This window comes from uncultured Brevundimonas sp. (assembly GCF_963975535.1).
Taxonomy (GTDB): domain Bacteria; phylum Pseudomonadota; class Alphaproteobacteria; order Caulobacterales; family Caulobacteraceae; genus Brevundimonas.
Map to the genome: position 1 here is coordinate 255,010 of NZ_CAXBHE010000003.1, position 24,417 is coordinate 279,426.

The window sequence follows — 24,417 nt, forward strand, 5'->3', positions numbered from 1 at the left end:
TCAGAACCGCCGGGTCAGGCCGACGGTCACCGTGCGACCGCGACCGGCGTAGTAGGACAGGTTGTCACCCGGCCGCTGCACGTCGGAATAGTAGGTCACATACGGTTCGCCGAGCAGGTTCTGCACCCCGACGCTGACGTCGCCGAACCCGGCGTGCCAGACGCCGATGGCGTCGATCAGGCCGTAGCCCTCAAAGCTGTTCTCGGCGACCTGGCCCTGGAAATCGCGGGCGAACAGCTGCTGGGCCTGGACCCGCAGGGACAGGTCACCGTGGTCGACCTCGCCCCACAGCAGCAGCCGGTCCGGCGAGATATTGGCCCCGTCCAGCTCCTGGTCCAGAGCCCCGTCGCCGTCGGTGTCGCTGCGGCCTTCGAGGTGCGAATAGGCCCCGCCGAAGCGCAGGTCGGGATTGATCGTATAGCGGGCCGTCAGCTCCAGCCCCTCGATCTCGGTCGCCTCGCGCGCCACCTCATAGACGCCCCCGACCAGCACCAGCCGCGAGCCCTTGTCGGTGGTTGAGCGGAACACCGCCGCCGAGGCGTCGAACCCGCCGCGGGTGTATTCCAGCCCGGCCTCGAAATTGTCGGTTACCACCGGGGCGATGTCGAGGAAGGTGTCGACGTCCTGCCCCGGCGTGTTGATGCCGCGCAGCACGCGGCCGACATCCGCCATGTTGAAGCCCTGGGCCCAGGAGCCGTAGACCAGCAGGCCGGGCGTGAGCTGATAGGTCGCGCCGAGGTTACCCAGAAGTTCCTCGAAGCCGGGGGATCCGCCGGCCACCTGCTGCGGTCCGTAGGTCCACAGGGTCTGGAAGTCGTCGACGCTCAGGGTCACGCTCTCGAAGCGCAGCCCGCCCGACAGGTGCAGCCGCCCGTCGGCCAGTGGCTGGTTCAGTTGCAGGAAGGGGGCGAGACTCTCGTACCGGGTCAGGGGCACCCAGTCGCGGCCGGTCAGGACCAGTTCCTGGTTGGTGGTGTCGCGCAGGCCGTCGAGCCCGACCAGGGCCCGCAGACCGGCGACGGGCGCGACCGGCCCCTCCCACTCGATCTTGAATCCCAGCTTCTCCGAATTGTTGCCCGACTGGTCGAACAACGTCCCGACCGGCGCGATCGCCGGATCCTGGAAGGTACCGAAGGTGCCGCCACCGAACACACCGGCGTAGTCGTGGGCGAACAGCTGGGCCCGCAGGGTTCCGCCGAACACACCCGCATCCCTGTAGGCCAGGACGGCCGAAGTGACCGTGTTGGAGGGCGGCAGTCCCGGCGGCGTCCCGCGCACCGCCGAGGTCGGCAGGCCGGTGATCCGGTTGCCGGCCACGGTGACATAGTCGCCGTCGCCCTCGAGGGTGAAATGATTGACCATCGCCTCGAGGCGGCGGTTCGCGCCGAGGTCGATTCCGCCCTTGGCGAACAGCGACCAGCTGACGCTGTCCTGCAGTTCGCCCTGGGTGCCGTCGAAGCCGATCCGCCGTCCCTCGCCGTCGTAGTAGACGCCGCGCGCCTCATAGGCGGCCCCCACGGTCAGATCGAGCTGTCCGAAATCCTGCCCGCCGATGGCGGCGACCTTGTAGCCGGCACTGTCGCCGAAGCGGTCGGCGTCGAAGGTGGTCAGCGCCTGGACCCGGCCACTGAACCCGGCGCCCTCGCGCGGCGTGGCAGCGGTCACATAGTTGATCACCCCGCCGGTGGCACCGATGCCCTGGATGGCATTGGAGCCGAAGATGACCTCGACCCGGTCGATGAAAAAGGGATCGATGGTGAAGCCGTCACGGCTGTCATCCCGCAGCGGGGTCGATTGCGGCACCCCGTCGACGAGGAACAGCGGCGAGCGGCCGCGCAGGGTTTCGCCGAAGCCGGACAGCTTCTGCCGCGTCGGCGAGAAGGACGGGACCAGGGCCGCCACCGTCTCGACCGCCGATGCACCCAGCGCCGTCTGCTGCTCGACCGCGGCCCGGTCGATCAGCTCGACGGTCGCGGGCAGGGCCGAGCGCGGCAGGGCGGTGCGGGCGGCGGTGACGACGACGTCATCAAGCGCCGTAATCTGCGGTGCCGACTGGGCCAGGGCGGTGCCGGAAGCGGCGGAACACAGGGCCAGGGCGCTGGTCGCGCAGGCGAAACGTCTGAACATCGGGGGGTCACGATCGGTCGGTGAAACAAGACCCCGCTTTCAGCAGACCGTACATTGCGAGTCAATCGCATTATCATTCGCAATGCGGAACCGCCGATCCGCGATCGCTGTCAGACCTCGAATTTGACCCCCTGGGCCAGCGGCAATTCGCTGGAGAAATTCACCGTCTGGGTCTGGCGGCGCATATAGGCCTTCCAGGCGTCCGAGCCGCTCTCACGGCCGCCGCCGGTCTCCTTCTCGCCGCCGAAGGCCCCGCCGATCTCGGCCCCGGAAGGACCGATGTTGACGTTGGCGATGCCGCAATCCGAACCCCAGGCCGACAGGAATTGCTCGGCCTCACGGACGCTGTCGGTGAAGACGCAGCTGGACAGGCCCTGGGGCACGTCGTTCTGCATGGCGATGGCGTCGTCGAAGTCCCGCCAGGTCATGACGTACAGGATCGGGGCGAAGGTCTCGTGCCGCACGATGTCCGTCTGGGCGGGCATGCGCACGATGGCCGGACGCACATAGTGGCCGTCGCGGTCGACGCGGGTACCGCCGGCCAGGAGCTCGCCGCCCTGTTCCACGGCCCGGGACAGGGCCGATTCAAAGCCCTGGACCGCCGCCGCGTCGATCATCGGCCCGACCAGGATGCCGTCGTCGCGTGGGTCGCCGACCGGCAGGGTGTCATAGGCCCTGGCCAGACGGGTCAGCAGAGCGTCGGCGACATCCTCGTGCACCAGCAACCGGCGCAGGCTGGTGCAGCGCTGGCCACAGGTGCCGACCGCCGAAAAGGCGATGGCCCGCACCGCCAGCTCCAGGTCGGCGCTGGCCGTCAGGATCATCGCATTGTTGCCGCCCAGCTCCAGCAGCGACCGGCCGAGGCGCCCGGCCACGGTCCGGGCCACGGCCTTGCCCATCCGGGTCGAGCCGGTGGCGGACACGAGGGCGACGCGCGGATCCCGGGCCAGCGCCTCGCCGATGCTGCGATCACCGACCAGCAACTGGGCCAGACCTTCGGGCGCCTCATCCCCGAAGCGCGCCACGGCCCGCGCGAACACGGCCTGGACACCGAGCGCCGTCAGCGGCGTCTTCTCCGACGGCTTCCAGATCACCGGGTCGCCGCACACCAGCGCCAGGGCGGAGTTCCAGGCCCAGACCGCGACCGGGAAGTTGAAGGCGGTGATCACCACCACCGGCCCCATCGGCTGCCAGGTCTCGCGCATGTGGTGGCCGGGCCGCTCGGACGGCATGGTCAGGCCGTACAGCTGACGCGACAGGCCGACGGCGAATTCGCAGATGTCGATCATCTCCTGGACCTCGCCCAGTCCCTCGGACACCACCTTGCCGGCCTCCAGGGTGACCAGCATGCCCAGGTCATCCTTGGCCGCCCGCAGTTCCTCGCCCAGCAGCCGCACCAGTTCGCCACGGCGCGGGGCCGGCACCCGCTTCCAGGCGTCGAAGGCCTGACCGGCACGCACCAGCGCCGCCTCGACCGCCGCCTGATCCGCCTCGACCACAGCCCCGGCCGCGAGGCCGTCTATGGGCGACTGCACCGTCAGGGTGCCGTCCCAGACGGACGACGGGACGCCCAACCGGGTCAGGATGGTCTTGGCGGCATTGGCGGTGGTGGTCATGAGGATACTCCGTCTTTGCCGTCCCGCTTAACGCCCCCGGCGGACGGACGAAAGCGGAACCCGTGCCGGGCCAGGGGGTTTTGTCGGTGAACCCAATTCAGGAGCCCCCGATGAAAATCCGCGACCTTATGAGCCGTGACGTTCAGATCGCCCGTCCCGACGACAGCCTCCAGTCCGTATCCTCACGCATGGCGGCCGGGGATTTCGGCTTCATGCCGGTCGTCGACGGCGACCAGCTGATCGGGACCATCACCGACCGTGACATGACGGTCCGGGCCATCGCCACCGGCGCGGCCGCGACCGCCCCGGTTCGCGAATTCATCAGCCGCGATCCGCAAACCGTGCGCGAGGACGAGGATGCCAGGTCCGTGCTGGAGGCCATGGGTTCGAAGCAGATTCGCCGGCTTCCGGTCGTCGACAATGACGGTCGCATCGCCGGTGTGGTGTCGCTGGGCGACCTGTCGACCCGGGTCAAGGAAAAGTACGCCGGCGAGGCGCTGGAGGAAATCTCGCGCCAGTAGGGCACGGGCTTTCACCGGTAATTTACCACACGGCGGAACCCCCTGTTCATCGCGATCGCGGATAGTGGCGCGCTGAGATAGGGAGACGTCATGGCACGCGCACAGTTCCAGAAGGGCCAGAAGGTCTGGGTCGAATGTGTCGGCGCATGGGCACAGGTCGAGCAGGTGCAGCCGGTCTGGGCCAAGGGCTTCGAGGAACCGGTCCGGGTCACCTATGACGTCGGTCTCGGTCGCGAATTCCTCGGGCATGAACTGATGCTGCCGGTCGAGGACGCGGCCGTCGGCCAGGCCGACGAACACTGGCGGCTGTTGCGCGCGCGCAACAAGTGGCAGCAGGCCGACGAATGCCTGCACCATCCCCACCCCGGAACCTATCCGGTCGTGGTCACCGACTCCGCCGACTGGGGCGGCTGGCGCGTGCCCGGGGCCGAGTATGACCGCGACCCCCGACGTATCGAGTACCAGGCGCGCCTGATCGCCGCCGCCCCGGCCCTGATGGCCCTGGCCGAACGGCTCGTGGCCGCCGTCGACGAGTCCCCCGAGGACGCCCCGCCGGAGTCCCGGAACCTGGCCCAGACGGCCCGCGACCTGCTCAAGTCGGTGACCGATACCCTGACCTCTCCCCAGCTAAACGAGACGGCGACGTCGCAAGCGGCCTGACGGGCGTTAACCAAGGCTCGACACGAATCCGCGACGCAGCCTAGATTCGGGCCTTCGTCGTCGAATCGTCCGGGAGAGCGCCTTGCGGGGCAATGAGCGCCGCATAACCAACCAGGGGCGACGGGCCTCTGACGGACGCGACAGCGCGCCGGCGTGGATCCGCGTTCTGATCCTGTCCCTGACCCTGGCCGTGGCCGCCTATGTCCTGTTGTTCGCCCGCGAGATCGCCCGCCCCGGCCAGGAAGTCGACACCCTCCGCACCCAGGCCGTGTCCCATGAGGCCCGCCTGCTGGCCTATGATCTGGAGGCCCGGCTGGGTCCCGCGCGCGCCGGGATCGAGTCCGCCGCACAGGCTCTCGACCTTTGGCCGGACCGGCCCGTGGACGCCGTTGAGCAGGCGCGCGCCATCGCGCCCGACACGGCCTTTGCCGTCATCGACATCGACGGTCGCGTCCTCGCCGCCACAGGCGCGGACTCCGCCGCCTTCAGCACGACAACCGACGAGTCCGACACGCCACGGCTGTCCGCGGACGGCCGGTCCCTGCTGATCCAGACTCCCGGGCCGAACAGCTCAGCCGTCGTCGGACGGGTGCCCCTGCCGGCGATGGCCAGCCGGATGGGGGTCGATCTGTGGTTGCTGGCCGACCCGGTCACGGTCCTGGTCGCCGGCGAACCGGACGCCGCCGTCGGCACCGATCGGCTCGGCCTGGTCGCGGCACCGATCCGCACCGACGGCCAGGTCGTTCCGGTCGGCCTCGCGGGCGGCAGCGTGATCCGCGCGGCGGCACCGGTCGGCGACACCGGCCTGATCGCCGCCGCCTCCACGCCCGTCGACATCGGAGCCTATATCCTCCTCGACGAGGCCTGGATCCTGATCGTCCCCCTGGTCCTGGGTGTGGTCGTGCTCGGACTGGTTCTGAGGATGCAACGGCGACAGGCACGGGCCAGCCGTGAATGGGCCGCCTCGGAACGGCGCTTTCGCGTCGCCGTCGAGGGGGCGCGTTGCGGCGTCTGGGAGTGGGACCTGGAGGAGGACGAGGTCAATCTGTCGGACTTCATGGCTGTGCTGCTGGGATTCGAGGGGGCCGGCCCCGTTCCCGCCGAGGCGGTGCGCGAGCGGATCCACCCCCGCTACCGCGAGGCCGTCGACCACGCCCTGCGCCAGGCCGCCACCTTCGGAACCTTTGAGGTCACCTTCCCGGTTGCCGATGAACAGGGCCGCGCGCGCTGGATCGATGCGCGCGGCCAGTCGCGCGGGGCGCGCGGCGAATCGGGCTTCGCCAGCATTCTCGGCGTCGCGCTCGACATCACCGAGGCCCGCCGCGCCAAGGCCCAGGCCCAGGCGGCCGAAAGCCGGCTGCGCGACGGGATCGAAAGCGTCTCGGACGCCTTCGTCCTGTTCGACAGGCAGAACCGGCTGATCCTGTGGAACCAGGCCTTCCAGGACGCCTTCGGCTTCGAGGCCAATGTGATCCGTCGCGGGGCCCTGAAGGACGATCTCAACCGCATCGCCGCCCTCGCCATCAGGGGCGACCATCCCGCGCCCGGCGGCCAGGCCGGGGCCCGGGAGGTCGAATTGCATGACGGGCGCTGGCTTCAGCTCTCGGAGCGTTTCACCTCCGAGGGCGGTTCGGTGGTCACCGCCGCCGACATCACCGCGATCAAGCGCCAGGAGGCCGAACGCAAGAAGGCCGCAGACGACCTCCAGGCCACCGTCGACCAGCTGGAGACCAGCCAGGAAAAACTGTCGCAGCTGGCGCGCAAATACGAGGTCGCCATGACCCGGGCCGAGGCCGCCAACCTGGCCAAGTCCGAGTTCCTGGCCAATATGAGCCACGAGCTGCGCACGCCGCTGAACGCCATCAACGGCTTCTCGGAGATCATGGAGGCCGAGATGTTCGGCCCGCTGGGCGACCCGCGCTACAAGGGCTATGCCAGCGACATCCTCAAATCCGGCCAGCACCTGCTCAGCCTGATCAACGACATTCTCGACATGGCCAAGATCGAGGCCGGCAAGCTGACCCTGCATTATGAAAAGGTGGCGCTGAAGGAGATCTGCGAGGACGCCATCCGGCTGATGCGCGGCAAGGTCCAGGAGTGCGGCCTGACCGTCCATCTCGACGCGCCCGACCTGCCCGAGATCGATGCCGACCACCGCGGGCTGAAACAGGTGCTGCTCAACCTCATTTCCAATGCCGTCAAATTCACCCCGGAGGGCGGCGACATCACCGTGGCCCTGCGCCGCGAGGACAGCCACATCCGCATCGCCGTGACCGACACCGGCATCGGCATCGCCCCCGAGGACGTGGCCCGTCTGGCCCGCCCGTTCGAACAGGTCGAGGGGCAGCATTCCAAGACGACCCAGGGCACCGGTCTCGGCCTGGCCCTGACCAAGTCCCTGATCGAATTGCACCGCGGCGAACTGCTGATCGAGAGCGAGCCGGGCAAGGGCACCACCGTCAGCTTCGCCCTGCCGATCGAACGCCCGGAAGACCATCAGGCCCGACAGGCCCGCGCGGCCTGATCGTCAGCCTCAGGGGGCGACCGGTGTCGCCGGGGCATCAGGCCGACGCTCGCGACCACCACCATGCCGCCCGCCGCGCCCGCCGTTGCGTGCCAGGATGACTGAAAGGGCCCGCCGGTCATCGATCTCCAGCGTGCCCAGCACGGTCACGGCCCCCGCCTCGAGCCGGGTTCGGCCCCGCAGCTCCGCGGCGCGGGACTGTTCCAGCAGCCTTGCCACCTCGGCAGCGTCGAACGACTCTGCCGCGGCGGCCGCTATGGCCGCCCGTCGGGCCGTCCGGGCCTCGTCGAAATCGGGGCGCGAGGCCATGGCCGTCGCGCGCAGCTCCTGACGGACCCGGTCACGGACGTCCGGGTCCATCGATTCGAGCATGACCCTGAACGGGACCCGGGGCCCCCGGTGCTGGGACTCGACCCGCTTCTCGATCCGGGCCTGGCCCACCATGACGGTGACACCGGCCGCGACCGCGAACAGGTTCAGGGCCACCGAGGCGGCCAGGGCAATCTTCAGTGTTTTCGGGCTCACCCCAGAACCTCCGTGTCATCGACCCCGGCCAGGGTCGCCTGGTACAGGACCGCATCCGCCTGGACGTCGGCCGTCATATGGGTGGTCAGGCCCAGGCCCGCGATGACACCGGCACAGGCCGCCGCCGCCCAGCCGGCCCCCGACGCCAGCACCAGCCGGTCGAACCAGAACCGCCGGGCCGGACGCGGCCTGAGACCCGCCCCGGTGGCCGCGGCGATCACCCGGTCACGCAGGGCGGCCGAGGCCCGGGGCTGGGGCGAGCTCGACAGCAGGGCATCAAACGCCATCGCCGCATCCAGCACGGCGCGGGCGGCCGGGTCGGTCGCCAGCAGCCGCTCCGCCGCCGGCCGGTCAGCCTCCGGCCAGCGCCGCAGGTCTCCGCCCCAGGCGTCGGCCAGGACAGTCAAACGGTCCAGGGTCATCATCGTCCTCCCTCAATCCGGTCCCGGACACCCTCGGGTGCCAGGTCGGCCAGCGCCTGTCGCAGCGCCCGTCGCCCGCGCGCGAGCAGGCTTTCCAGCGCGTCCACACTGACCGTCATCAGGGCCGCGGCCTCGATATTGGTCAATTCCTGATAGTGACACAGCACGACCGCCTCGCGCTGCCGCTCGGGCAGTCGGGCGAGGGCGGCGTCGACCCGCAGGCCGACATCCGCAGCCATCAGCCCCCGGTCCGGGGCGGCCGACTCGTCGGGACGGTCCGGCAGGGTCCCGGTCGGAATCTCGCGTCGCCGCCTCAGCCGGTCGTAGCAGAGGTTGAGCGCCACCCGGTGCAGCCAGGTGTCGAACTTGGCCTTGCCAGGCGTCCAGCGCGGGGCCTGCCGCCAGGCCCTGACCATCGCCTCCTGGGCCACGTCCTCGGCCTCGACCGGGTCGCCCAGCATGCGCTGCGCCAGCGCCAGCATGCGCGGCAGCTTGCGGGCCACCATCGCCTGGATGGCCGCGGGGTCGCCCTGACCCACACGGCGCACCAGATCCTCGTCGGGGTCGGCGATACCTGCCAATCCGGCCTCTTTCGTTGCTGACCGAAAGGGCCGACAGGTCGATGACCGCCTTCCCCGACATCATCCTACTCCGAAGCGGACGGCGCAGGCGACGCCTGTCTGTTCGCACGCCGCTCGCCCATCCGTTCACGCCGCTGCTCGCGCATCAGCTGCCGTCCGGCCCGGCCCTCGTCGGCCGAAATATAGCCGTCGCTGTCGGTGTCGAGTCGGGCAAAGGCTTCGGCGGCCCGGGCCTGCGCCTCGGCGATCACCACCGGACCCCGAGCGGCCCCGTGATGCCCGCCCTGCCGGGCCATGTCGCCTCCGCGGTTGGCATGCCGGCCGCCGCGATGACCCCGACTGCGGTCGCCGCGGGCACCATCGCGACCGCCTTCGGCGCGGGCCGCATGGGCAGCGTCAAACTCGCTGCGGCTGATGGCCCCGTTGCCGTCAGCATCCAGGGCGGTAAAGCGGGTGGCGTGCCGTTCGGCGCGCCGGGCCTGCATCGCCGCCCGGCGTTCCTCGAGCGTCACCGTGCCGTCGCGGTTGGTATCGCTGGCGGTCAGGCGCTGGATGCGCTGTTGCACGAATTCGGCCTGGCTGATGCGGCCATCGGCATTGGTATCGGCGCGAACGTGGCGTTGCGGCGCAGCGGCCGGGGCCTGCTGTGCCAGGGCCACACCACCACCGGCGGCGAGTGTGAGAGCGGCCAGGCCGCTCAGCATGAGGGTCTTCTTCATAACGATCAGTCTCCAGAGACCGCGGAACTGGCGGTCGCAGTTTTCCCCGTCTGAAGTCTCTAACGCGGCACGGCTCAGGTTCCGTCGCCGGAAGGCGGAAGAACCGTCTCAAAGGCCGCCCGCGCCGCCGCCCGGACCTCGGCCAGACGGCGTTTCAGGGTTTCAAAATCCGGTTCCGCAGCCGCCTCGGCCAGGCGCTGCCGGAAGCCTTCCGGCTCGGTCTCCGGATCCGGCCGCTCGGCGAAGGCACAGCTGATCACCTGGGCCAGGCGTTGCTGCATGCGCCAGGCTTCCGCCATCTCGGGGTCATCGGCCAGCGCTTCCAGCGTCGATACGGTCAGGGCTCCTCCGGTCGCCGCGCGAACCAGCTGGCGGTACTGGGCGACGAATTCGGCGTCCACCTGTCCGCCGCGCACCAGCTTCAGGTCCCACACGCCGTGCGCCGGCCGGCCCTGCTCCATCCGGTCGCGCATCCGCCGGATATCCCCGGCCACATCCGCGTCAGGACGGGGGCGTCGCAAGACCGCCTCGATCGCGGTCGTCACCTGTGCAGCGAAGGCCGCGTCACTGGCCCAGACCACTCGCGCCCGGGTCAGGGTCATGAACTCCCAGGTGTCCGCATGCCGGGCATAGTAGTCCGCCAGTGTCCCCAGCCGGACCGAAACCGGCCCCTTGGATCCGCCCGGCCGCAACCGCATGTCGACCTCATACAGCCCACCCTCGGCGGTGTGCGACGACAGGGCGGCGATCAGCCGTTGGGTGAAGCGCGAATAGAAGACCTCGGGGCTCCAGCCCCGGCCCGTCGAGACCGCCTCGGGCGGCGATTCATAGACCGTGATCAGGTCCAGGTCCGACGCCGCGGTCATCTCACGCGACCCGGCCTTGCCCATGGCCACCACGGCCACGCCGCCCGCCATCGTCCCGCCCATTCGCACTGCCTCGGCCAGGGCCACCGGTCCCAGGGCCTGCATCGCCCCGTCGGCCAGGGCGGTATAGGCGCGCCCGGCGGCGGCCGCCCCGGCCCGCCCGGTCAGGGTCTGGACACCGATGCGGAACATCTGCTCGCGATGCACCCGGCGCACCACATTCATCGCCGCCTCAAAGTCCTCGGCCTCCGCGACCTCGGCAACCAGCTGTCCCATCAGCCCCGACTCGGCGTCGAGATCCCGCAGGAACCGGGCGTCCAGAATACTGTCCAGCGCCGCCGGATACCGGCCCAGGGTCCGGGCCAGTCGGGGGGCGAAAGCCAGCACGCCCAGCACCATGTCGAACAGCCTGGGCTGGGCCAGAAACAGGGCCTGGACCTGGACGCCGGCGCTCAGGCCCGAAAAAAACACGGCGAAGCGCCGGAAGGCGGCGTCCGCCGCCCCGGTGCGCGCCACGGCGGTCAGCAGCTGCGGGGCCAGACGGGTGAACAGCTCACGCCCCCGGGCGCTGCGCGTGGCGGGGATCCGTCCATGGTGCCAGCTGCGGATCGTGTCGGCCACCATGGCCGGCTCACTGAAGCCCATGCGGCCCAGGGTCTCCAGCGTGCCGGGATCGTTCTCGATCCCGGTGAAAACCAGACTGCCGTAGGGCGACGACAGGTCTTCCCCGCCCTCGAACAACTCGCCGTAGCGCCGGTTGACCCCCAGCAGCAGTCGCTCCACACCGGCATCGAAACGGGCCAGGTCATCCTCGCCGGCAAGGGCGGCCACGGCCGCGCGTCCGGCCTCGTCCGCCGGCAGGCTGTGGGTCTGCTCGTCCTCCAGCATCTGCACGCGATGCTCCAGACCCCGCAGCGCGACATAGGAAGCGCTCAGCTCGGCCGCGACATCGGGGGCGATGTGCCCGGTTTCACCCAGGACCTTCAGGGCGTCGACGGTGCGCGGCGCGCGCAGGGCGGCGTCGCGTCCGCCCAGGATCAACTGCTGGGTCTGGGCAAAGAACTCGATCTCGCGGATGCCGCCCCGCCCCAGCTTCAGATTGGCCCCGGCCGCCGCCAGCCCGTCCCCGGTCTTGTGCACGTGGATCTGGCGCTTGATCGACTGGATATCGAGGATGGCCGGGAAGTCGAGGCTGCGCCGCCAGACGAACGGCGTCAGGGCCTGCAGGAAATCGGCCGCCGCGACGGGATCGCCCAGAACGGCCCGGGCCTTGATGAAGGCCGCCCGCTCCCAGTTCTGGCCGACGGATTCATAGTAGGCCAGGGCCATCGGCGCGGCGACCACCGGCGGGGTCGAGGACGGATCGGGCCGCAGTCTCAGATCGACCCGGAACACATAGCCGTCCGCGGTCCGTTCCGACAGCAGGCCGGCCAGGGTCTGGGCTGCGCGATTGACGAACCTCTGGGCCTCGACGCCCGGGGCCAGGGCCGCCTCCAGCGCCTCCGGCTCGTAGAACAGTGACAGGTCGATATCGCTGGAATAGTTGAGCTCGAACGCCCCGTGCTTGCCCATGGCCAGGCCGAACAGGCCGGGCACCGGACCGCGTGGATCATCTGCCGCAGCGAGCAATTTGCCCGCCGCGCGCTGTTCGAACGCCACCGCGGCCAGGGCCGCCTGTGCGGCGGCATCGGCGAAGCGCGAGACGGCACCGGTCACCTGATCCAGATCCCAGGCTCCGCCGACGTCCGCCAGGGCCGTCAGCAGGTGCAACTCGGCCTTCAGCCGGCGCAGCGGGGCCTTCAACGCCTCCGGGGGACCGTCCAGCGCCGCCGTGTCCGCGAGAATGGCCGCCAGGCGCGCGGCCGGATCGGACTCGAGGATCGTGCGCAACCGGTCCGGCCAGCGTCGGGCCAGTCCGCGCAGATACGGAGACGCCGCAAACACCGGGGCCAGCGCCGGCCAGGCCGTCTCCAGCCGCTCACTCCAGCCGTCCGCGGCGGCGGCTTCGGCCAGCCGTTGATGGGTCCGCGCCGCCGCCTCCGCATCCCGAACCGGACCGCAGGGCTTCAGCCGCGGTCCCAGCGGGCCGGTCACGGTGCCGCTGCCGGCAGGATCAAGGCCACGCGCAGGCCCGGACCGAAGCCGCCGTATTCACCCGGCCCCTCGTCCAGCTGCACCCGGCCGCCGTGGGCCTCGAGCACCGCCGCCACCAGCGACAGCCCCAGACCCGAGCCCGGCTCGGTCCGACTGTTGTCGAGACGCACGAACCGCTCGACCACCCGGTCACGATCGGCGGCGGGCACGCCCGGCCCGGTGTCGGTGATGGAGAATTCGATATCCCCCGACGAGCGCCGGCGCGCGCGCAGCATCACCGCGCCGCCGGCCGGAGTGTATTTGATGGCGTTGTCGATGACATTGGCCAGGGCCTGGGCCAGGAACGGCCGGTTGGCCTCGATCATCAGCCCGGATTCAATCTCGGCCGAAAACTCCAGCCCCTTGTCCTCGGCGGCGGGCTCGTAGAGTTCGGCCATGTCGGCGGCCAGCGACCCGGCGTCGAACTTCTCCGGATCCGGCGTGCGTCCGGCCGCCGCCTGCAGCCGGGCGATGGCCAGCACGGTGTTGAAGGTCTTCAACAATTCGTCCGCCTCGCCCAGCGACAGCTGCAACGCGTCGACCCCGTCGATCTTGCCCGCCTCGGCGTCGATCAGGGCGACCTCCAGCTTGGCCCGCATCCGGGTCAGCGGCGAGCGCAGGTCATGGGCGATCGCATCCCCGGCGTGACGGATCGAGGCCATCGAGGCCTGCAGCCGGTCCAGCATGGCGTTGAGCCCGGCTCCCAGTTCGTCCAGTTCGTCGCCGCTGCGGCGCACCTCGACCCGGGCCTTGAGGTCACCCTCCTGCACCGCCGTGACCACCCGGTTCAGCCGGCCCATGGCCTGTTCGACGTTGCGGCTCAGGATCAGACCGCCGCCGGCCCCCAGCAACAGCACCATCCCCATGGCCGCCCACAGGGCCTGGGTCAGGCGTGACAGATAGCGCTCGGTGTCGCCCAGGTCCTGGGCGACCAGCAGCATCTCGCCGCCTGACAGGGTCACCTGGACGCCCAGGGCCTGGTTGCGCACGACATTGCCCGCGGCGTCGGTGTCGGTGAAGCGGAAGGTCGCCCACTGTTCGCCGCCGCGATAGTTCTCGATCGGCGAGACATTGGTCGGCTGCGCGTTGGTGGTGCCCGCCGGCGTACGTTCGGTGACGCTGAGGTCGCCGGTGATCTTGCTGCCGTCGGCCCGCATCAGCAGGTACAGATAGGGGCTGCGTTTGGTGACCCGCTCGACCAGGGCCTGGTTCAGCACATCGACGCCGCGGGTCCGGTACAGGGCCGTCAGCACCGAGGTCTCGGCCCGCACATCGGCCTCGGCCCGCGCCCGCGCCTCCGAGGCCGAGGCAAAATACACATAGGCCAGCACCGCACTGGCTGCCGCGGCGAACAGGGCCAGGAACAGCAGCGTCAGCCGGAACGGCGTCCGCCGGAAAAGCGAAGGCAGACGCATGCAGCCCTAGGGCTCCAGCCGGTAACCCGCGCCCCGCACGGTCTGCAGCATCGCATGGTCGAAGCCCTTGTCGATCTTGGCGCGCAGCCGGCTGATGTGGACGTCGATGACATTGGTCTGGGGGTCGAAATGATATTCCCAGACCTTCTCCAGCAACATGGTGCGGGTCACCGACTGACCGGCGTGACGCATCAGGAATTCCAGCAGCTGGAACTCGCGCGGCTGCAGGTCGATCTCGGTCTCGCCGCGATGCACGGTGCGGGCGATCAGGTTCATCTCCAGGTCGCCGACCTTGAGCACGGTCTGGACCCCGCCGGTCTCGCGGCGACGCGACAGGGCGTCGACCCGGGCGATCAGTTCGGCAAAGGCATAGGGCTTGACCAGATAGTCATCGCCGCCGGCTTTCAGCCCGACGACGCGGTCCTCGACCTCGCCCATGGCCGACAGGAACAGCACCGGCGTCTGGTCGCCGTCCTTGCGCAGGGTCTCGACCATGCCGATGCCGTCGAGGCGCGGCATCATCCGGTCGACGACATAGACGTCATAGCCGCCCTTCTGGGCTTCCAGCAGGCCGAAGGCCCCGTCCACCGCATGGACCACGTCATTGCCGGCCTCGGTCAGGCCACGCACCATCGCCGTGGCCGCCTCCGCGTCGTCTTCAACCACCAGAATACGCATTCAATGCCCCCGAATTCAGATTCGCCGCCGATGTTAGCGCATCGGCGGCGATCCCGTCAGTTAAGGCTTAGTCAGCTTTCGGAAGCTCAAGAGCGACCGGAACATTGTTCTGCGGCGTCCGGATCAGCAGGAACACATTATCCCGGCCCGCCTGCCGCGACGCAGCCACTGCGGCCTGTACATCCGCGACCGTCCGGACCGGTGCGGTCCCGGCCCGCATGATGACGAAGCCCGGCTCGAACCGGCGGTCTCCGCCCGCCGCCACGCCGGTCACCACGACACCGTCCACCGCCTCCGGAATACTGTAGCGCTGGCGCAGGGCCGGGCTCATCGGAGCCAGGTTGAGACCGGCCACCACCTGACCGCTGGGGGTCGCGGCCGCAGGCGGCGCGTCAGGCTCGACCGGACCGGTGCCCGCCCGCAGCTCCGACAGGGACGGGCGCGTGCCCGACCGGACATTCAAGGTCTGGCGGCGGTCATTGCGGAGGATCTCGATGCGCAGCGTGTCGCCGGCCTTGGCCCGCCCGACCCGGCGGGTCAGGTCGCTGGAGCTGACGACCGGCGTGCCGTTCAGGCCGACGATGATGTCGCCCGCCTTGAGGCCGAACCGGTCCGCCGGTCCGCCCGGGGTGACGTCGTTGACGAAGGCCCCGCGGGCGTTGTCGGGGAGACCCAGCGATTCGCGCCACGGATCCAGGTCGCCGATCTGCACACCCAGATAGCCGCGCTCGATCGTCTCGCCGCGCATCAACCGGTCGGTGATCGGCTTGGCCAGCGACGCCGGAATGGCGAAGCCGATGCCGACCGATCCACCGGTGGGCGAGAAGATGGCCGAATTCACCCCGATGACGCGTCCGTAAATGTCGAAGGTCGGGCCGCCGGAATTGCCGCGATTGATGGCGGCGTCGATCTGCAGGAAGTCGGTATAGGGATTATCGCCCCCCCCGATGTCACGCGACTTGGCCGAGACGATCCCGGCGGTGGCCGTACCGCCCAGGCCGAACGGATTGCCGATGGCGACCACCCAGTCGCCGACGCGCGGTTCGGCCTGTTCCTCGAAACTGACGAACGGCAGGTCCCCGCCCGCGACCTTGATCACGGCCAGGTCGGTATCCTCGTCACGACCGATCAGCCGGGCCGGCAGTTCACGGCCGTCGCTCAGCTTGACCGTGATTTCCTCGGCGTTCTCGATCACGTGGTTGTTGGTGACGATGAAGCCGTCGGCCGAGATCAGGAAGCCTGATCCGGCCCCCATGGCCGTCGCGCCCTCGTCCTCGGTGTCCGGTCCCTGACCGCCGCGCGGGACACCGGGAAGAGGCAGGTCACCAAAGCCGGGAATGGTGACGGTCCCGCGACGCGCGCGCGGGATGCGCGTCTTCACGTCGATCTGCACGACCGCCGGGGCGACCTGCTGGAAGATGTCGGCAAAGCTGAGCGGTGCCCCCTGCGGCGGCGCGAAGGCCAGACCCGCGGCACCGGCCGACGGCACCAGCTGACCGGCGGCCCGGGCCGGTTCGGCATGAGCCCCCGGCCACTGGATGACACCACCCGCCGTGGCGACGGCGGCAAAGGTCAGGCCGACGGCGGCCCCCAGAATGAACTCCTTACGCTTCATCATGTCGGGCGTGGATCCTCTCAGGCGGGTGCCGCGCACCCGTTCATCAGCAAATATAGGACGGACTGGCCTGTAACCAAACCACCAAACCTAGATGGTTGACCCGTCCCCGTGCCGGTCATTGGGCGAAGATGCGTCAGGATCAGGGCGAACGGCCTGTTCCTGCATCAGTTCGGTCAGACGCCGCTCTTCCTCGGCGGACAGGGCGGTTACCTCGGGCGGTCGCCGTCGCCCCGCGAGCATCAGCCCGATCCCGGCCAGCACCACCAGGGCCAGGGGTCCGAACCACAGCAGCCAGGTTGCGGGCCGTACCGGGGGCCGGAACAGGACGAAATCGCCGTAGCGTCGCACCAGGTCCTCGCGAATGGCGGCGTCGCTGCGCCCTTCGGCGATTTCCTCACGCACCAGCCGGCGCATGTCCCCGGCGATGCCCGCCGGGCTGTCGGCGATCGACTCATGCTGACAGACGACGCAGCGGATATCGACGAACAGGGCCCGGGCCCGCGCCTCCTGCCGGGCATCGGGCAGCGGCCGGTCAGGGGCCGCCGCCGGTTCGGCGGCCATCAGGCCCACCGCGGCCAGGGAGATTAGCAGGGCGCGCCTCACGAGGCCTTGCTCCGGGTGCCGATGCCCACGCGCAGACGCCGGTCCAGCAGCGACAGCAGGGCGCCCAGCGCCATGATCGCCGGTCCGAGGAAGATCAACCGCGCCCACGGGTTCCACCAGACCCGGACGGTCCAAGCCGGTTCCCCGGCGGGCGTGGCCCGGCGCTCGCCCATCACCACATAGACGTCGTCCAGCCCGCGGAAATCCAGCCCGACCTCGGTCGTGGTCTGTCCGCCGGCCGGAAAGAAGCGCCGTTCGGCCACGATCGCCCGGGCGGCGGCCCCGTCGGGGCGCATCACGGTCAACCGGCCCTGCTCGGCCAGATAGTTGGGGCCCTCGACCACCTCGACCGCATTCAGGCGCACGCGCCACGGCCCGGCCTCGACCTCGCCGCCGATGGCCACGACGGCCGCGGCCTCGATCCGGTAGCCGGTCTCGACCACGGCCCCCATGACGAAGACCCCCAGACCGGCATGGGCCAGGGTCATGCCCCAGGCCCCGAGCGGCAGACCCCGCGCGCGACGGCCCACCTCGGCCGGCGGGGCCCGGAACAGGCGGATCCGGTCCGCCACCTCGGCCAGCGCCCCCAGAATCAGCCAGACCCCGAGGCCCAGACCGGCGGCGGCCAGCGCCTTGCGCGGCTCGAACGCGGCCCAGCCGGCCAGTCCGGCCAGCAGGGCCAGCCCCGCCGCCAGGGCCAGACGCTGCAGCGCGCCCCGGGCATCACCGCGCTTCCACGCCAGCATCGGCCCGGCCGGCAGGATCAGGAAGGCGATGACCATCAGCGGAGTGAAGGTGATGGCGAACCAGGGCGGTCCCACCGAGATCGTCGCCCCGGTCGCCGCCTCGAGGATCAGCGGATACAGGGTCCCCAGCAGGACCGTGACCGCCGCCGCGGTCAGGAACAGGTTGTTGAGGACCAACGCCCCTTCACGGCTGATCGGGGCGAACAGGCCGCCGCCCTTCAGCTGCGGGGCCCGCCAGGCGAACAGGGCAAAGGCCAGCCCTGCCGTCAGACCCAGAATGGCCAGCAGCATCATCCCCCGCTCGGGATCGACCGCAAACGCGTGAACGCTGGTCAGGACGCCGGAGCGCACGAGGAAGGCCCCCAGCATCGAGAAGGTGAAGGCCAGCAGGGCCAGGAACACCGTCCATCCGGCCAGGGCCCCGCGCCGCTCGGTCACCACCGCGGAATGCAGCAGGGCCGTGCCCGCCAGCCACGGCATGAAGGACGCATTCTCGACCGGGTCCCAGAACCACCAGCCGCCCCAGCCCAGCTCGTAATAGGCCCAGAAGGCCCCGAGGGTGATGCCGACCGTCAGCAGGCCCCAGCTGGCCAGGGCCCACGGCCGCACCCAGCGGCCCCAGGCGGGCCAGAAACTGGCCTGTGCCCGCCCCTCGATCAGGGCCGCGACCGCCAGCGAGAAACAGACCGAAAACCCGACATAGCCCGCGTAGAGCAGCGGCGGGTGGAAGGCGAGCGCCGGATCCTGCAGCAGCGGATTCAGGGACGCGCCCTGGATCGGAGCCGGATCCAGACGCGCGAAGGGATTGGAGGTGAAGACGGCGAAGGCCAGGAACAGACTGCCCAGGGCCCCCTGCACCCCGACCGCCGAGGTCTTCAGCCCGAACGGCAGGCCCCGGGCCCGGGCCAGGGCCCCGCCGAACCCGGTCATCACCAGACACCACAGGACCAGCGAACTCTCATGGCTGCCCCAGGCGGCGGCGACCTTGTAGAGCATCGGCTTGTCGGTGTGGCTGTTGGCCGCGACGTTGGCGACCGAGAAGTCGCTGACGACAAAGGCGTGGATCAGCACCGCGAACGCCACGGCGACGGCCCCCGCGCTGGCCAGGGCCGCGCCCTGGGCCGCCCCGGCCAGCACCGGACTGCGCCGGATGCGTCCGGCGATCGACAGACCGGTCTGCAAGGCGGCAAGGCAGAGGGCAAGGATCAGGGCGAAGGCCCCGAATTCAACGATCATTGCGGGGTGGCTCCGGCCCCGGGACGCCATTCGCCCTTGGCCTTCAGGCTGTCGGCGACCTCGCGCGGCATATAGGTCTCGTCATGCTTGGCCAGCACCTGGGTCGCGCGGAAGCTGCGATCGGGCGCGAACGCCCCCTGGGCCACGATGCCCTGCCCCTCACGGAACAGGTCCGGAAGATTGCCGCGATAGGTCACCCGGGTGTCGGCGGCATTGTCGGTGACCACGAAGACGACGGTTCCGTCCGGCTCATGGCGGACGCTGTCGATGACCACCAGCCCGCCCAGACGCACCACCCGCCCGGCCGGGGCCGTTTCGGGGGTCGCCTCGGACGGCGAGAAGAAGAAGGTCACCGAGTCCCGCATCGCCCACAGCGACAGGCCGACGGCCAGGGCGAGGATCGGCGCGACAGCCGCGACGACCCAGAGACGACGCCGCGCCTTGGGGGATCTGGGAAGCCAGCTCATGGTGTGAAAGGCCCGTGGCGGAGGTGACAGCGGCTGACGTATAGCCTCCGGTCCGACCGGCTCCAACGCGTCATCGGACCGCTCCGGCATCGGCCGGCGGCAGACGGCGTTCCAGGTCAAGGCGACGCGGATCGGCGGGATCCAGCGCGGCGATCAGCGGCCCCCACAGCATCCGCACGGCCTGGTGGTCATCCCGGGCCAGCGCCGCCTCGCCCAGGAAATAGCGGGCACCCAGCTGTCCGGGATCACGCTTCAGCGCCTCGCGGAAGGCGGCCTCGGCGTCGCCGCCGACGGTGCCTTCCTGGGCCCGAACCAGACTTTCGCCCAGGCGCGCCCAGCTCTGGGCGTCGTCAGGTTGCAGCGCCAGCGCCCGCCGGAAGGCCGAGGCCGCGCCGATGGGATCACCCGCCTCGAACCGGGCCGCGCCCAGCATGACCAGGGCCTGATGGTCATCAGGATTGTCGCGCACCACCCGGGCCACCACGGCCGCCAGCTGCGGCGCTTCCAGCGACTCCAGATTGCCGGCCCAGGCGTCAACCCGCCGTTGAAACGGCTGGTCCGTCTGGCCCGGCGCGCCCGTCAGCACATACAGGCCGAGGGCGCAGCTGCCGGCCAGGGCCAGTCCCGCCAGAACCCAGCGGGGATCCGCGGTCCGGGACGCCACGGACACCGTCTCGGGCCGCCCGGCCAGCCAGCGCCGCCCGGCCTCGGCCCGCGCCGTCACCCAGGCCTCGGCTCCGAGCAGACCGCGCGCCTTGAGCCGGTCCAGCTCGTCCAGTTCGCGCCGGGCCAGTTCGGCCATGCCCGTGGACTCGCCGCCGACCCCGCGGCGGGCACCGCCCAGCACGAGAAGACCGGCGAGCGCCGTGAGCAGTCCGGTCAGGATCCAGAATACCGTCATGGGCGGATGGTCTAGAGACCGGGGGGCACGAGGGAAAGTGTTTCACCCGACATTGGCCGGGTGACAAGGTCGCAGCCGGTCAGGCGACCGCCTTGCCGGGGGCGGCGCTGCGCCGGGGACGGGTGGCGACGGCCACACGCCGCCGGACGGTGCGGGCGGCCTCTTCCTCATCGATCAGGGTCAGGAAGTCGGCGGAAACACTGACCAGTTCCAGCGCGTGACGGGGATCGGGGATCTCGCCGGCATTCACCGTGCCGATCGCCTCCTCGGCGTAGCAGCTCAGCTTCTGCGACAGGATTTCCACGACCTGCTTGCGCTCGGACTCACACCCGAACACCCCGGCGGGGCCGCGAACGGCACCGACCAGGCGCAACAGGTCGCGGGCGGCGTCGATGTTTTCGCCCCTGGACGGGGCCTCGAGATCCGGGATTTCACGGCTCATGCCGCCGGCGATACGTACCCGCACCAGCGGCAGGGCCTGGTCCAGCAGCTTCTCGCTGGTCCGCAGCAGGGTGCAGAGTCGTTTCGAGATCGCCACCCGGGCGTGCCGCGCCGACCGGCCCCACGCGCTGTCGGGCTGAAGCTGCAGGGTCGCCTCCAGCTCGGCGAGAACCGCCGAACACCAGGCGACATCGTCGATCACGGGCTCGATCGGACCGGCACCCGATTTATGGGCACCGACCCGCTCGACCCTCTGGATCACCCCGGCGATCAGCCGGTCGACGAATCCGGCCAGTTCCGAAGCGCTGAGAAACGATTCCCGTCCGGCAGAACCCGAGGCCTGGGTCAGAATTCGCAGGATGAGGACCGAGTCGTCGAGATGGGAGAACAGGATTTCAAGGACCCGCTGCGCCCCGTCCGCGACAATTTCCGCGCTGTCGCGAATCATCAGGCGAAGCTCCGCCACCTGGTCACCGTCCGGCCGTTTCAGCCAGGTGTCGAGCGACGGCAGGCCCTTCCGGGCCAGGTGAATCAGGTCGAGACTGGCCGCCAGGTCCGTCAGCCCCCGGGTTCGGTCCTCGGGCGACGACAGGTTTTCCGGCCAGACCGCGGCGGGCTGGTCGCGCACCACGGCGGCGGCGGCCAGGCAAATCCGGTCGGCCACCCGGATGGCGTGAGGACCGGTCTTGTCCAGACGTGGCAACAGGGCCGGTTCCCGGGCGCTGGCCGCCTTCCACAGCAGCGGCAGGACTGCGGCCGGGAAGACCACCCCCTCGACGCCGTCGGATCGGGGTCGGAACATCGGCAGGATCGGCCCCAGCACGACGGACCGTCGCTGGCGGTCGACCACCTCCTCGACCAGCAGGATTTCCAGCTGACGGGCGCGCTCGCCCGGCATGCCCGAGACAGCCTTCTGCAACTGCTGGAGCATGGCGTCAGCGCACCGCCCCAGCAGCGGGGCCATAATCCGATTGATGGACGCCGGTGCGGCCATGCCGAATTCCCAGGACCGGAAACTGCTCCGAATGCGGCAATCTGGCGGAATAGGGTTAATATCTGCTTCCCAGGTTCCGCGGATCGGCGCGAGCCGTTCAGCTCTCCGCGGCAGGCAGTTCGGCAATCACCTTGAGCCCGCCCATGGCACTGGACGCCAGCGTCAGTCGGCCCTCGTAGGCCCGGACCAGTTCATCGACGATCGACAGGCCCAGTCCGGAACCGGGCGCGCTCTCATCCAGCCTCGCGCCGCGCTTCAGCACCTCGTCGCGCTGGTCCTCGGGCAGGCCGGGACCATCGTCCTCGACCACCACCGTCATCTGCCCCGGTCCGGACGGCGTCGCCACCACCCGCACCCGGCGCGTCGACCATTTGCAGGCGTTCTCGATCAGATTGCCCAGAATTTCCTGCAGGTCCTGCCGCTCGCCGCGGAAATCCAGGTCATCGGGCGCCCGCCAGTCGATCTCGACCCCCCTGGACTCGAACACCTGCTCAAGCATTACCGCCATCTCGTCGATGACCCCGGCGATCGGCGTGCGTTCCCCGATCGACTGGGCCCGGGCCGCGGCGCGCGCCCGACGCAGATGGTGATCGACCTGGGCCTTCATGATGTCGGACTGGCGACGCACCATGTCGGGCAGGGTCCCCTCGGCGGTTCCGGCCTCGGCCAGCATCACCGACAGCGGTGTTTTCAGCGCATGCGCCAGATTGCCGACGTGGGTGCGCTGGCGTTCCACCGTCTCCTGGTTGTGGCTCAGCAGCCGGTTGACCTGGTCGGCCAGCGGCTGGATTTCGAGGGGGTAGCGGTTGACGATGCGCGCCGTCTTGCCCTTGCGGACGTCGGCGATCTCGTTGCGCAGGGAATACAACGGGCGCAGGCCGATCTGCACCTGGATCAGCACCGCCGCCGCCAGACCCAGCCCCATCATCAGCAGCACCACCCAGGTCACGGTGGCGAACTGCCGCGCATCGCTTTCGACGTCCGACCGGTCGATACCGGCCATGAACACCACCGGCCGGGTGCGGCCGGGCATCTGCTTCATGCTGGCGGCGACCCGCAACGGCTCTCCCCGTGGACCGGCGGCATTGTAGGTGATGGTCTGACCGAAGGCGGCACTCAACCGCGGCGGCAGGTCGGCCGGCACGATCAGGTCGGCTCCGGCGAGGGAGTCGGAGCGCACCAGCATGCGCAGCCGCCCGTCGGCGGTCGGCTCGGCCACCGCCCAGTATTTCCCGGACAGGGGCCGCAGTGAACGCGCATCCTTGATTTCCGAGGTGACGACGGTGTCGCCGCTCACGTTTGACGCCACCACCACCTCGTCGATGGTGTCGCTCAGCGTATTGCCCAGCCTTCGCAGCGCCGATTCCTGGAACAGGGAGGTCAGGACCAGCCCGGTCACCACCAGGGCGATCATGATCCAGGCCGAGGCCAGCCAGATCAGACGGCGGGTCAGGGACTGGCCCGGTCGTCCGAACCAGCGCCCCCAGGACGGCTTCAGGGCCGGCGCGTCCGGCTCAACGTCCGTGCTGCCCGTCATGGCGGCCCGATCAGTCCGTGTCCGACTCGCCGGCCAGCGGGGTCAGCCGGTAGCCCAGGCCGCGCACCGTCTCGATGCGGTCAGCCCCGATCTTCTTGCGCAAACGGCCGACGAACACCTCGATGGTGTTGGAATCCCGATCGAAGTCCTGATCATACAGATGCTCGACCAGCTCCGTCCGGCTGATCACCCGGCCCTGGTGCATCATCAGATAGTGCAGCAGCCGGTACTCCAGCGAGGTCAGGCGCAGCGGCTCGCCGCCGACGCTGGCCCGGGCCGCGCGCGGATCCAGCCGCAGGTCGCCACAGGCCAGGGTCGCCGAGGCGATACCGGCCGAACGGCGCAGCAGGGCCCGCAGCCGCGCCAGCAGTTCCTCGGTGTGAAACGGCTTGGTCAGATAGTCGTCGGCCCCGGCGTCAAACCCGGCCACCTTGTCCGACCAGGCCCCGCGGGCCGTCAGGATCAGCACCGGCGTGGTCTTGCCGTCGCGCCGCCAGCGTTCCAGCACCGAGACGCCGTCGACCTTGGGCAGGCCCAGATCCAGCACCACCACATCATAGGGTTCGGTGTCGCCGAGAAAATGCGCCTCCTCGCCGTCGGCGGCATGATCCACCGCATAGCCGGCATCGCCCAGCGCGCCCTTCAGCTGACGGGACAGGTCGACGTCATCTTCAACCAGCAGCACGCGCATTCAGCGTTCTCCAATGATGCGGCCGCTGCGCGCGTCCACGGTAATGTCGGCGATCCGGCCATCCGGATAGGCCCAGCGCACCACAATGACATTGCCGCGGTCGCTGGCGTTCAGATAGCGCCCGGGCCGCCCGGCGCGGACACTGCGTTCCGCCTCGGCCAGGCTGATCCGCTGCTCGCGCTCGTCCTGGCGCTGACGCGACTCCTCGCGGCGGTCGCGCGACTGGTCAAGGTCCCGCGCCACCGCATCGGCCAGCGGCGTGGCGGTCATCAGGACGGCGAGGATAAGAACACGGATGCGGGTCATGAACACGGGTCTAGGCCTCAGCCTCTGAACGGCGGCTGAACGTCCACCCTAGGCAGAATTGATCGTGATGGGCAGTCCGTTCCCGAAATC

General features: G+C 70.0%; 21 protein-coding genes. 3 read left to right on the plus strand and 18 right to left on the minus strand.

The features are described from left to right. Together AACZ75_RS05440 and AACZ75_RS05445 are read right to left on the minus strand one after the other, a co-directional pair. Window positions 1–2,127 carry a TonB-dependent receptor gene (locus tag AACZ75_RS05440; protein WP_339871715.1) on the minus strand — a complete coding sequence of 709 codons (2,127 nt, stop codon included), beginning with the start codon at window positions 2,125–2,127 and terminating at the stop codon, window positions 1–3. Between the two features lie 110 nt (window positions 2,128–2,237). Further along, window positions 2,238–3,743 carry an aldehyde dehydrogenase family protein gene (locus AACZ75_RS05445; protein WP_339871716.1) on the minus strand — a complete coding sequence of 502 codons (1,506 nt, stop codon included), beginning with the start codon at window positions 3,741–3,743 and terminating at the stop codon, window positions 2,238–2,240. Window positions 3,744–3,853: 110 nt separating this feature from the next. Here AACZ75_RS05445 and AACZ75_RS05450 point away from each other — a divergent pair, with 110 nt between their 5' ends. From AACZ75_RS05450 to AACZ75_RS05460, 3 genes are all read left to right on the plus strand, one after another. Continuing rightward, entirely contained in the window at window positions 3,854–4,264 is a 411-nt protein-coding gene (locus AACZ75_RS05450) for a CBS domain-containing protein (protein ID WP_339871718.1), read from the plus strand. 90 nt (window positions 4,265–4,354) lie between these two features. Continuing rightward, on the plus strand, window positions 4,355–4,924 hold the full coding sequence (locus AACZ75_RS05455; protein WP_339871719.1) for a hypothetical protein: 570 nt from the start codon (window positions 4,355–4,357) through the stop codon (window positions 4,922–4,924). An 82-nt stretch (window positions 4,925–5,006) separates the two neighbouring features. Next, the gene (locus AACZ75_RS05460; protein ID WP_339871720.1) at window positions 5,007–7,448 is read left to right on the plus strand and encodes an ATP-binding protein; all 2,442 of its coding nucleotides are present in this window, start codon (window positions 5,007–5,009) and stop codon (window positions 7,446–7,448) included. Window positions 7,449–7,457: 9 nt separating this feature from the next. Here AACZ75_RS05460 and AACZ75_RS05465 read toward each other — a convergent pair whose 3' ends face one another. From AACZ75_RS05465 to AACZ75_RS05540, 16 genes are all read right to left on the minus strand, one after another. Next, window positions 7,458–7,973, minus strand: a complete 516-nt coding sequence (locus tag AACZ75_RS05465; RefSeq protein WP_339871721.1) for a periplasmic heavy metal sensor — start codon at window positions 7,971–7,973, stop codon at window positions 7,458–7,460. Next, on the minus strand, window positions 7,970–8,395 hold the full coding sequence (locus AACZ75_RS05470; protein ID WP_339871722.1) for a hypothetical protein: 426 nt from the start codon (window positions 8,393–8,395) through the stop codon (window positions 7,970–7,972). The genes AACZ75_RS05465 and AACZ75_RS05470 overlap by 4 nt, the downstream gene beginning before the upstream one ends. Further along, entirely contained in the window at window positions 8,395–8,976 is a 582-nt protein-coding gene (locus tag AACZ75_RS05475) for an RNA polymerase sigma factor (RefSeq protein WP_339871723.1), read from the minus strand. Before AACZ75_RS05475 ends, AACZ75_RS05470 begins: the two co-directional genes overlap by 1 nt. A 65-nt stretch (window positions 8,977–9,041) precedes the next feature. Beyond that, window positions 9,042–9,695: an EF-hand domain-containing protein gene (locus tag AACZ75_RS05480; protein ID WP_339871724.1), complete on the minus strand. Its 654-nt coding sequence runs from the start codon at window positions 9,693–9,695 to the stop codon at window positions 9,042–9,044. 74 nt (window positions 9,696–9,769) lie between these two features. Then, window positions 9,770–12,655, minus strand: a complete 2,886-nt coding sequence (locus AACZ75_RS05485) for a bifunctional [glutamine synthetase] adenylyltransferase/[glutamine synthetase]-adenylyl-L-tyrosine phosphorylase (RefSeq protein WP_339871725.1) — start codon at window positions 12,653–12,655, stop codon at window positions 9,770–9,772. Then, window positions 12,652–14,109, minus strand: coding sequence for a HAMP domain-containing sensor histidine kinase (locus AACZ75_RS05490; protein WP_339871726.1), 1,458 nt, complete (start codon window positions 14,107–14,109; stop codon window positions 12,652–12,654). Before AACZ75_RS05490 ends, AACZ75_RS05485 begins: the two co-directional genes overlap by 4 nt. Window positions 14,110–14,115: 6 nt before the next feature. Then, complete coding sequence (locus tag AACZ75_RS05495) at window positions 14,116–14,787, minus strand: response regulator transcription factor (RefSeq protein WP_339871727.1); 672 nt, start codon at window positions 14,785–14,787, stop codon at window positions 14,116–14,118. A 67-nt stretch (window positions 14,788–14,854) separates the two neighbouring features. Beyond that, window positions 14,855–16,405: a trypsin-like peptidase domain-containing protein gene (locus AACZ75_RS05500; protein ID WP_339871728.1), complete on the minus strand. Its 1,551-nt coding sequence runs from the start codon at window positions 16,403–16,405 to the stop codon at window positions 14,855–14,857. Between the two features lie 87 nt (window positions 16,406–16,492). Beyond that, window positions 16,493–17,008, minus strand: a complete 516-nt coding sequence (locus AACZ75_RS05505; protein ID WP_339871729.1) for a cytochrome c-type biogenesis protein — start codon at window positions 17,006–17,008, stop codon at window positions 16,493–16,495. Next, window positions 17,005–18,990, minus strand: a complete 1,986-nt coding sequence (locus tag AACZ75_RS05510; protein ID WP_339871730.1) for a heme lyase CcmF/NrfE family subunit — start codon at window positions 18,988–18,990, stop codon at window positions 17,005–17,007. The genes AACZ75_RS05505 and AACZ75_RS05510 overlap by 4 nt, the downstream gene beginning before the upstream one ends. Then, a complete protein-coding gene (gene ccmE / locus AACZ75_RS05515; RefSeq protein WP_339871731.1) occupies window positions 18,987–19,457 on the minus strand; it encodes a cytochrome c maturation protein CcmE in 471 nt (156 codons plus the stop codon). The genes AACZ75_RS05510 and ccmE overlap by 4 nt, the downstream gene beginning before the upstream one ends. A gap of 70 nt (window positions 19,458–19,527) precedes the next feature. Continuing rightward, on the minus strand, window positions 19,528–20,358 hold the full coding sequence (gene ccmI, locus AACZ75_RS05520) for a c-type cytochrome biogenesis protein CcmI (protein WP_339871732.1): 831 nt from the start codon (window positions 20,356–20,358) through the stop codon (window positions 19,528–19,530). A gap of 79 nt (window positions 20,359–20,437) precedes the next feature. Further along, a complete protein-coding gene (locus AACZ75_RS05525) occupies window positions 20,438–21,793 on the minus strand; it encodes a hypothetical protein (RefSeq protein WP_339871733.1) in 1,356 nt (451 codons plus the stop codon). Window positions 21,794–21,890: 97 nt separating this feature from the next. Next, the gene (locus tag AACZ75_RS05530) at window positions 21,891–23,330 is read right to left on the minus strand and encodes a sensor histidine kinase (protein ID WP_339871734.1); all 1,440 of its coding nucleotides are present in this window, start codon (window positions 23,328–23,330) and stop codon (window positions 21,891–21,893) included. A 10-nt stretch (window positions 23,331–23,340) separates the two neighbouring features. Further along, window positions 23,341–24,021 (minus strand): response regulator transcription factor, encoded by a 681-nt coding sequence (locus tag AACZ75_RS05535; RefSeq protein ID WP_339871735.1) that lies wholly within the window; start codon window positions 24,019–24,021, stop codon window positions 23,341–23,343. Then, window positions 24,022–24,327 carry a hypothetical protein gene (locus AACZ75_RS05540; RefSeq protein WP_339871736.1) on the minus strand — a complete coding sequence of 102 codons (306 nt, stop codon included), beginning with the start codon at window positions 24,325–24,327 and terminating at the stop codon, window positions 24,022–24,024. Between the last annotated feature and the right edge of the window lie 90 nt (window positions 24,328–24,417).

Bases quoted from the DNA above. Each gene is read 5' to 3' on its own strand.
- ccmI (WP_339871732.1), bottom strand. From the start codon at position 20,358: ATGACGGTATTCTGGATCCTGACCGGACTGCTCACGGCGCTCGCCGGT.
- AACZ75_RS05440 (WP_339871715.1), bottom strand. From the start codon at position 2,127: ATGTTCAGACGTTTCGCCTGCGCGACCAGCGCCCTGGCCCTGTGTTCC.
- AACZ75_RS05525 (WP_339871733.1), bottom strand. From the start codon at position 21,793: ATGGCCGCACCGGCGTCCATCAATCGGATTATGGCCCCGCTGCTGGGG.
- AACZ75_RS05445 (WP_339871716.1), bottom strand. From the start codon at position 3,743: ATGACCACCACCGCCAATGCCGCCAAGACCATCCTGACCCGGTTGGGC.
- AACZ75_RS05470 (WP_339871722.1), bottom strand. From the start codon at position 8,395: ATGACCCTGGACCGTTTGACTGTCCTGGCCGACGCCTGGGGCGGAGAC.
- AACZ75_RS05480 (WP_339871724.1), bottom strand. From the start codon at position 9,695: ATGAAGAAGACCCTCATGCTGAGCGGCCTGGCCGCTCTCACACTCGCC.
- AACZ75_RS05450 (WP_339871718.1), top strand. From the start codon at position 3,854: ATGAAAATCCGCGACCTTATGAGCCGTGACGTTCAGATCGCCCGTCCC.
- AACZ75_RS05530 (WP_339871734.1), bottom strand. From the start codon at position 23,330: ATGACGGGCAGCACGGACGTTGAGCCGGACGCGCCGGCCCTGAAGCCG.
- AACZ75_RS05510 (WP_339871730.1), bottom strand. From the start codon at position 18,990: ATGATCGTTGAATTCGGGGCCTTCGCCCTGATCCTTGCCCTCTGCCTT.
- AACZ75_RS05500 (WP_339871728.1), bottom strand. From the start codon at position 16,405: ATGATGAAGCGTAAGGAGTTCATTCTGGGGGCCGCCGTCGGCCTGACC.
- AACZ75_RS05455 (WP_339871719.1), top strand. From the start codon at position 4,355: ATGGCACGCGCACAGTTCCAGAAGGGCCAGAAGGTCTGGGTCGAATGT.
- AACZ75_RS05535 (WP_339871735.1), bottom strand. From the start codon at position 24,021: ATGCGCGTGCTGCTGGTTGAAGATGACGTCGACCTGTCCCGTCAGCTG.
- AACZ75_RS05495 (WP_339871727.1), bottom strand. From the start codon at position 14,787: ATGCGTATTCTGGTGGTTGAAGACGACGCGGAGGCGGCCACGGCGATG.
- AACZ75_RS05540 (WP_339871736.1), bottom strand. From the start codon at position 24,327: ATGACCCGCATCCGTGTTCTTATCCTCGCCGTCCTGATGACCGCCACG.
- AACZ75_RS05490 (WP_339871726.1), bottom strand. From the start codon at position 14,109: ATGCGTCTGCCTTCGCTTTTCCGGCGGACGCCGTTCCGGCTGACGCTG.
- ccmE (WP_339871731.1), bottom strand. From the start codon at position 19,457: ATGAGCTGGCTTCCCAGATCCCCCAAGGCGCGGCGTCGTCTCTGGGTC.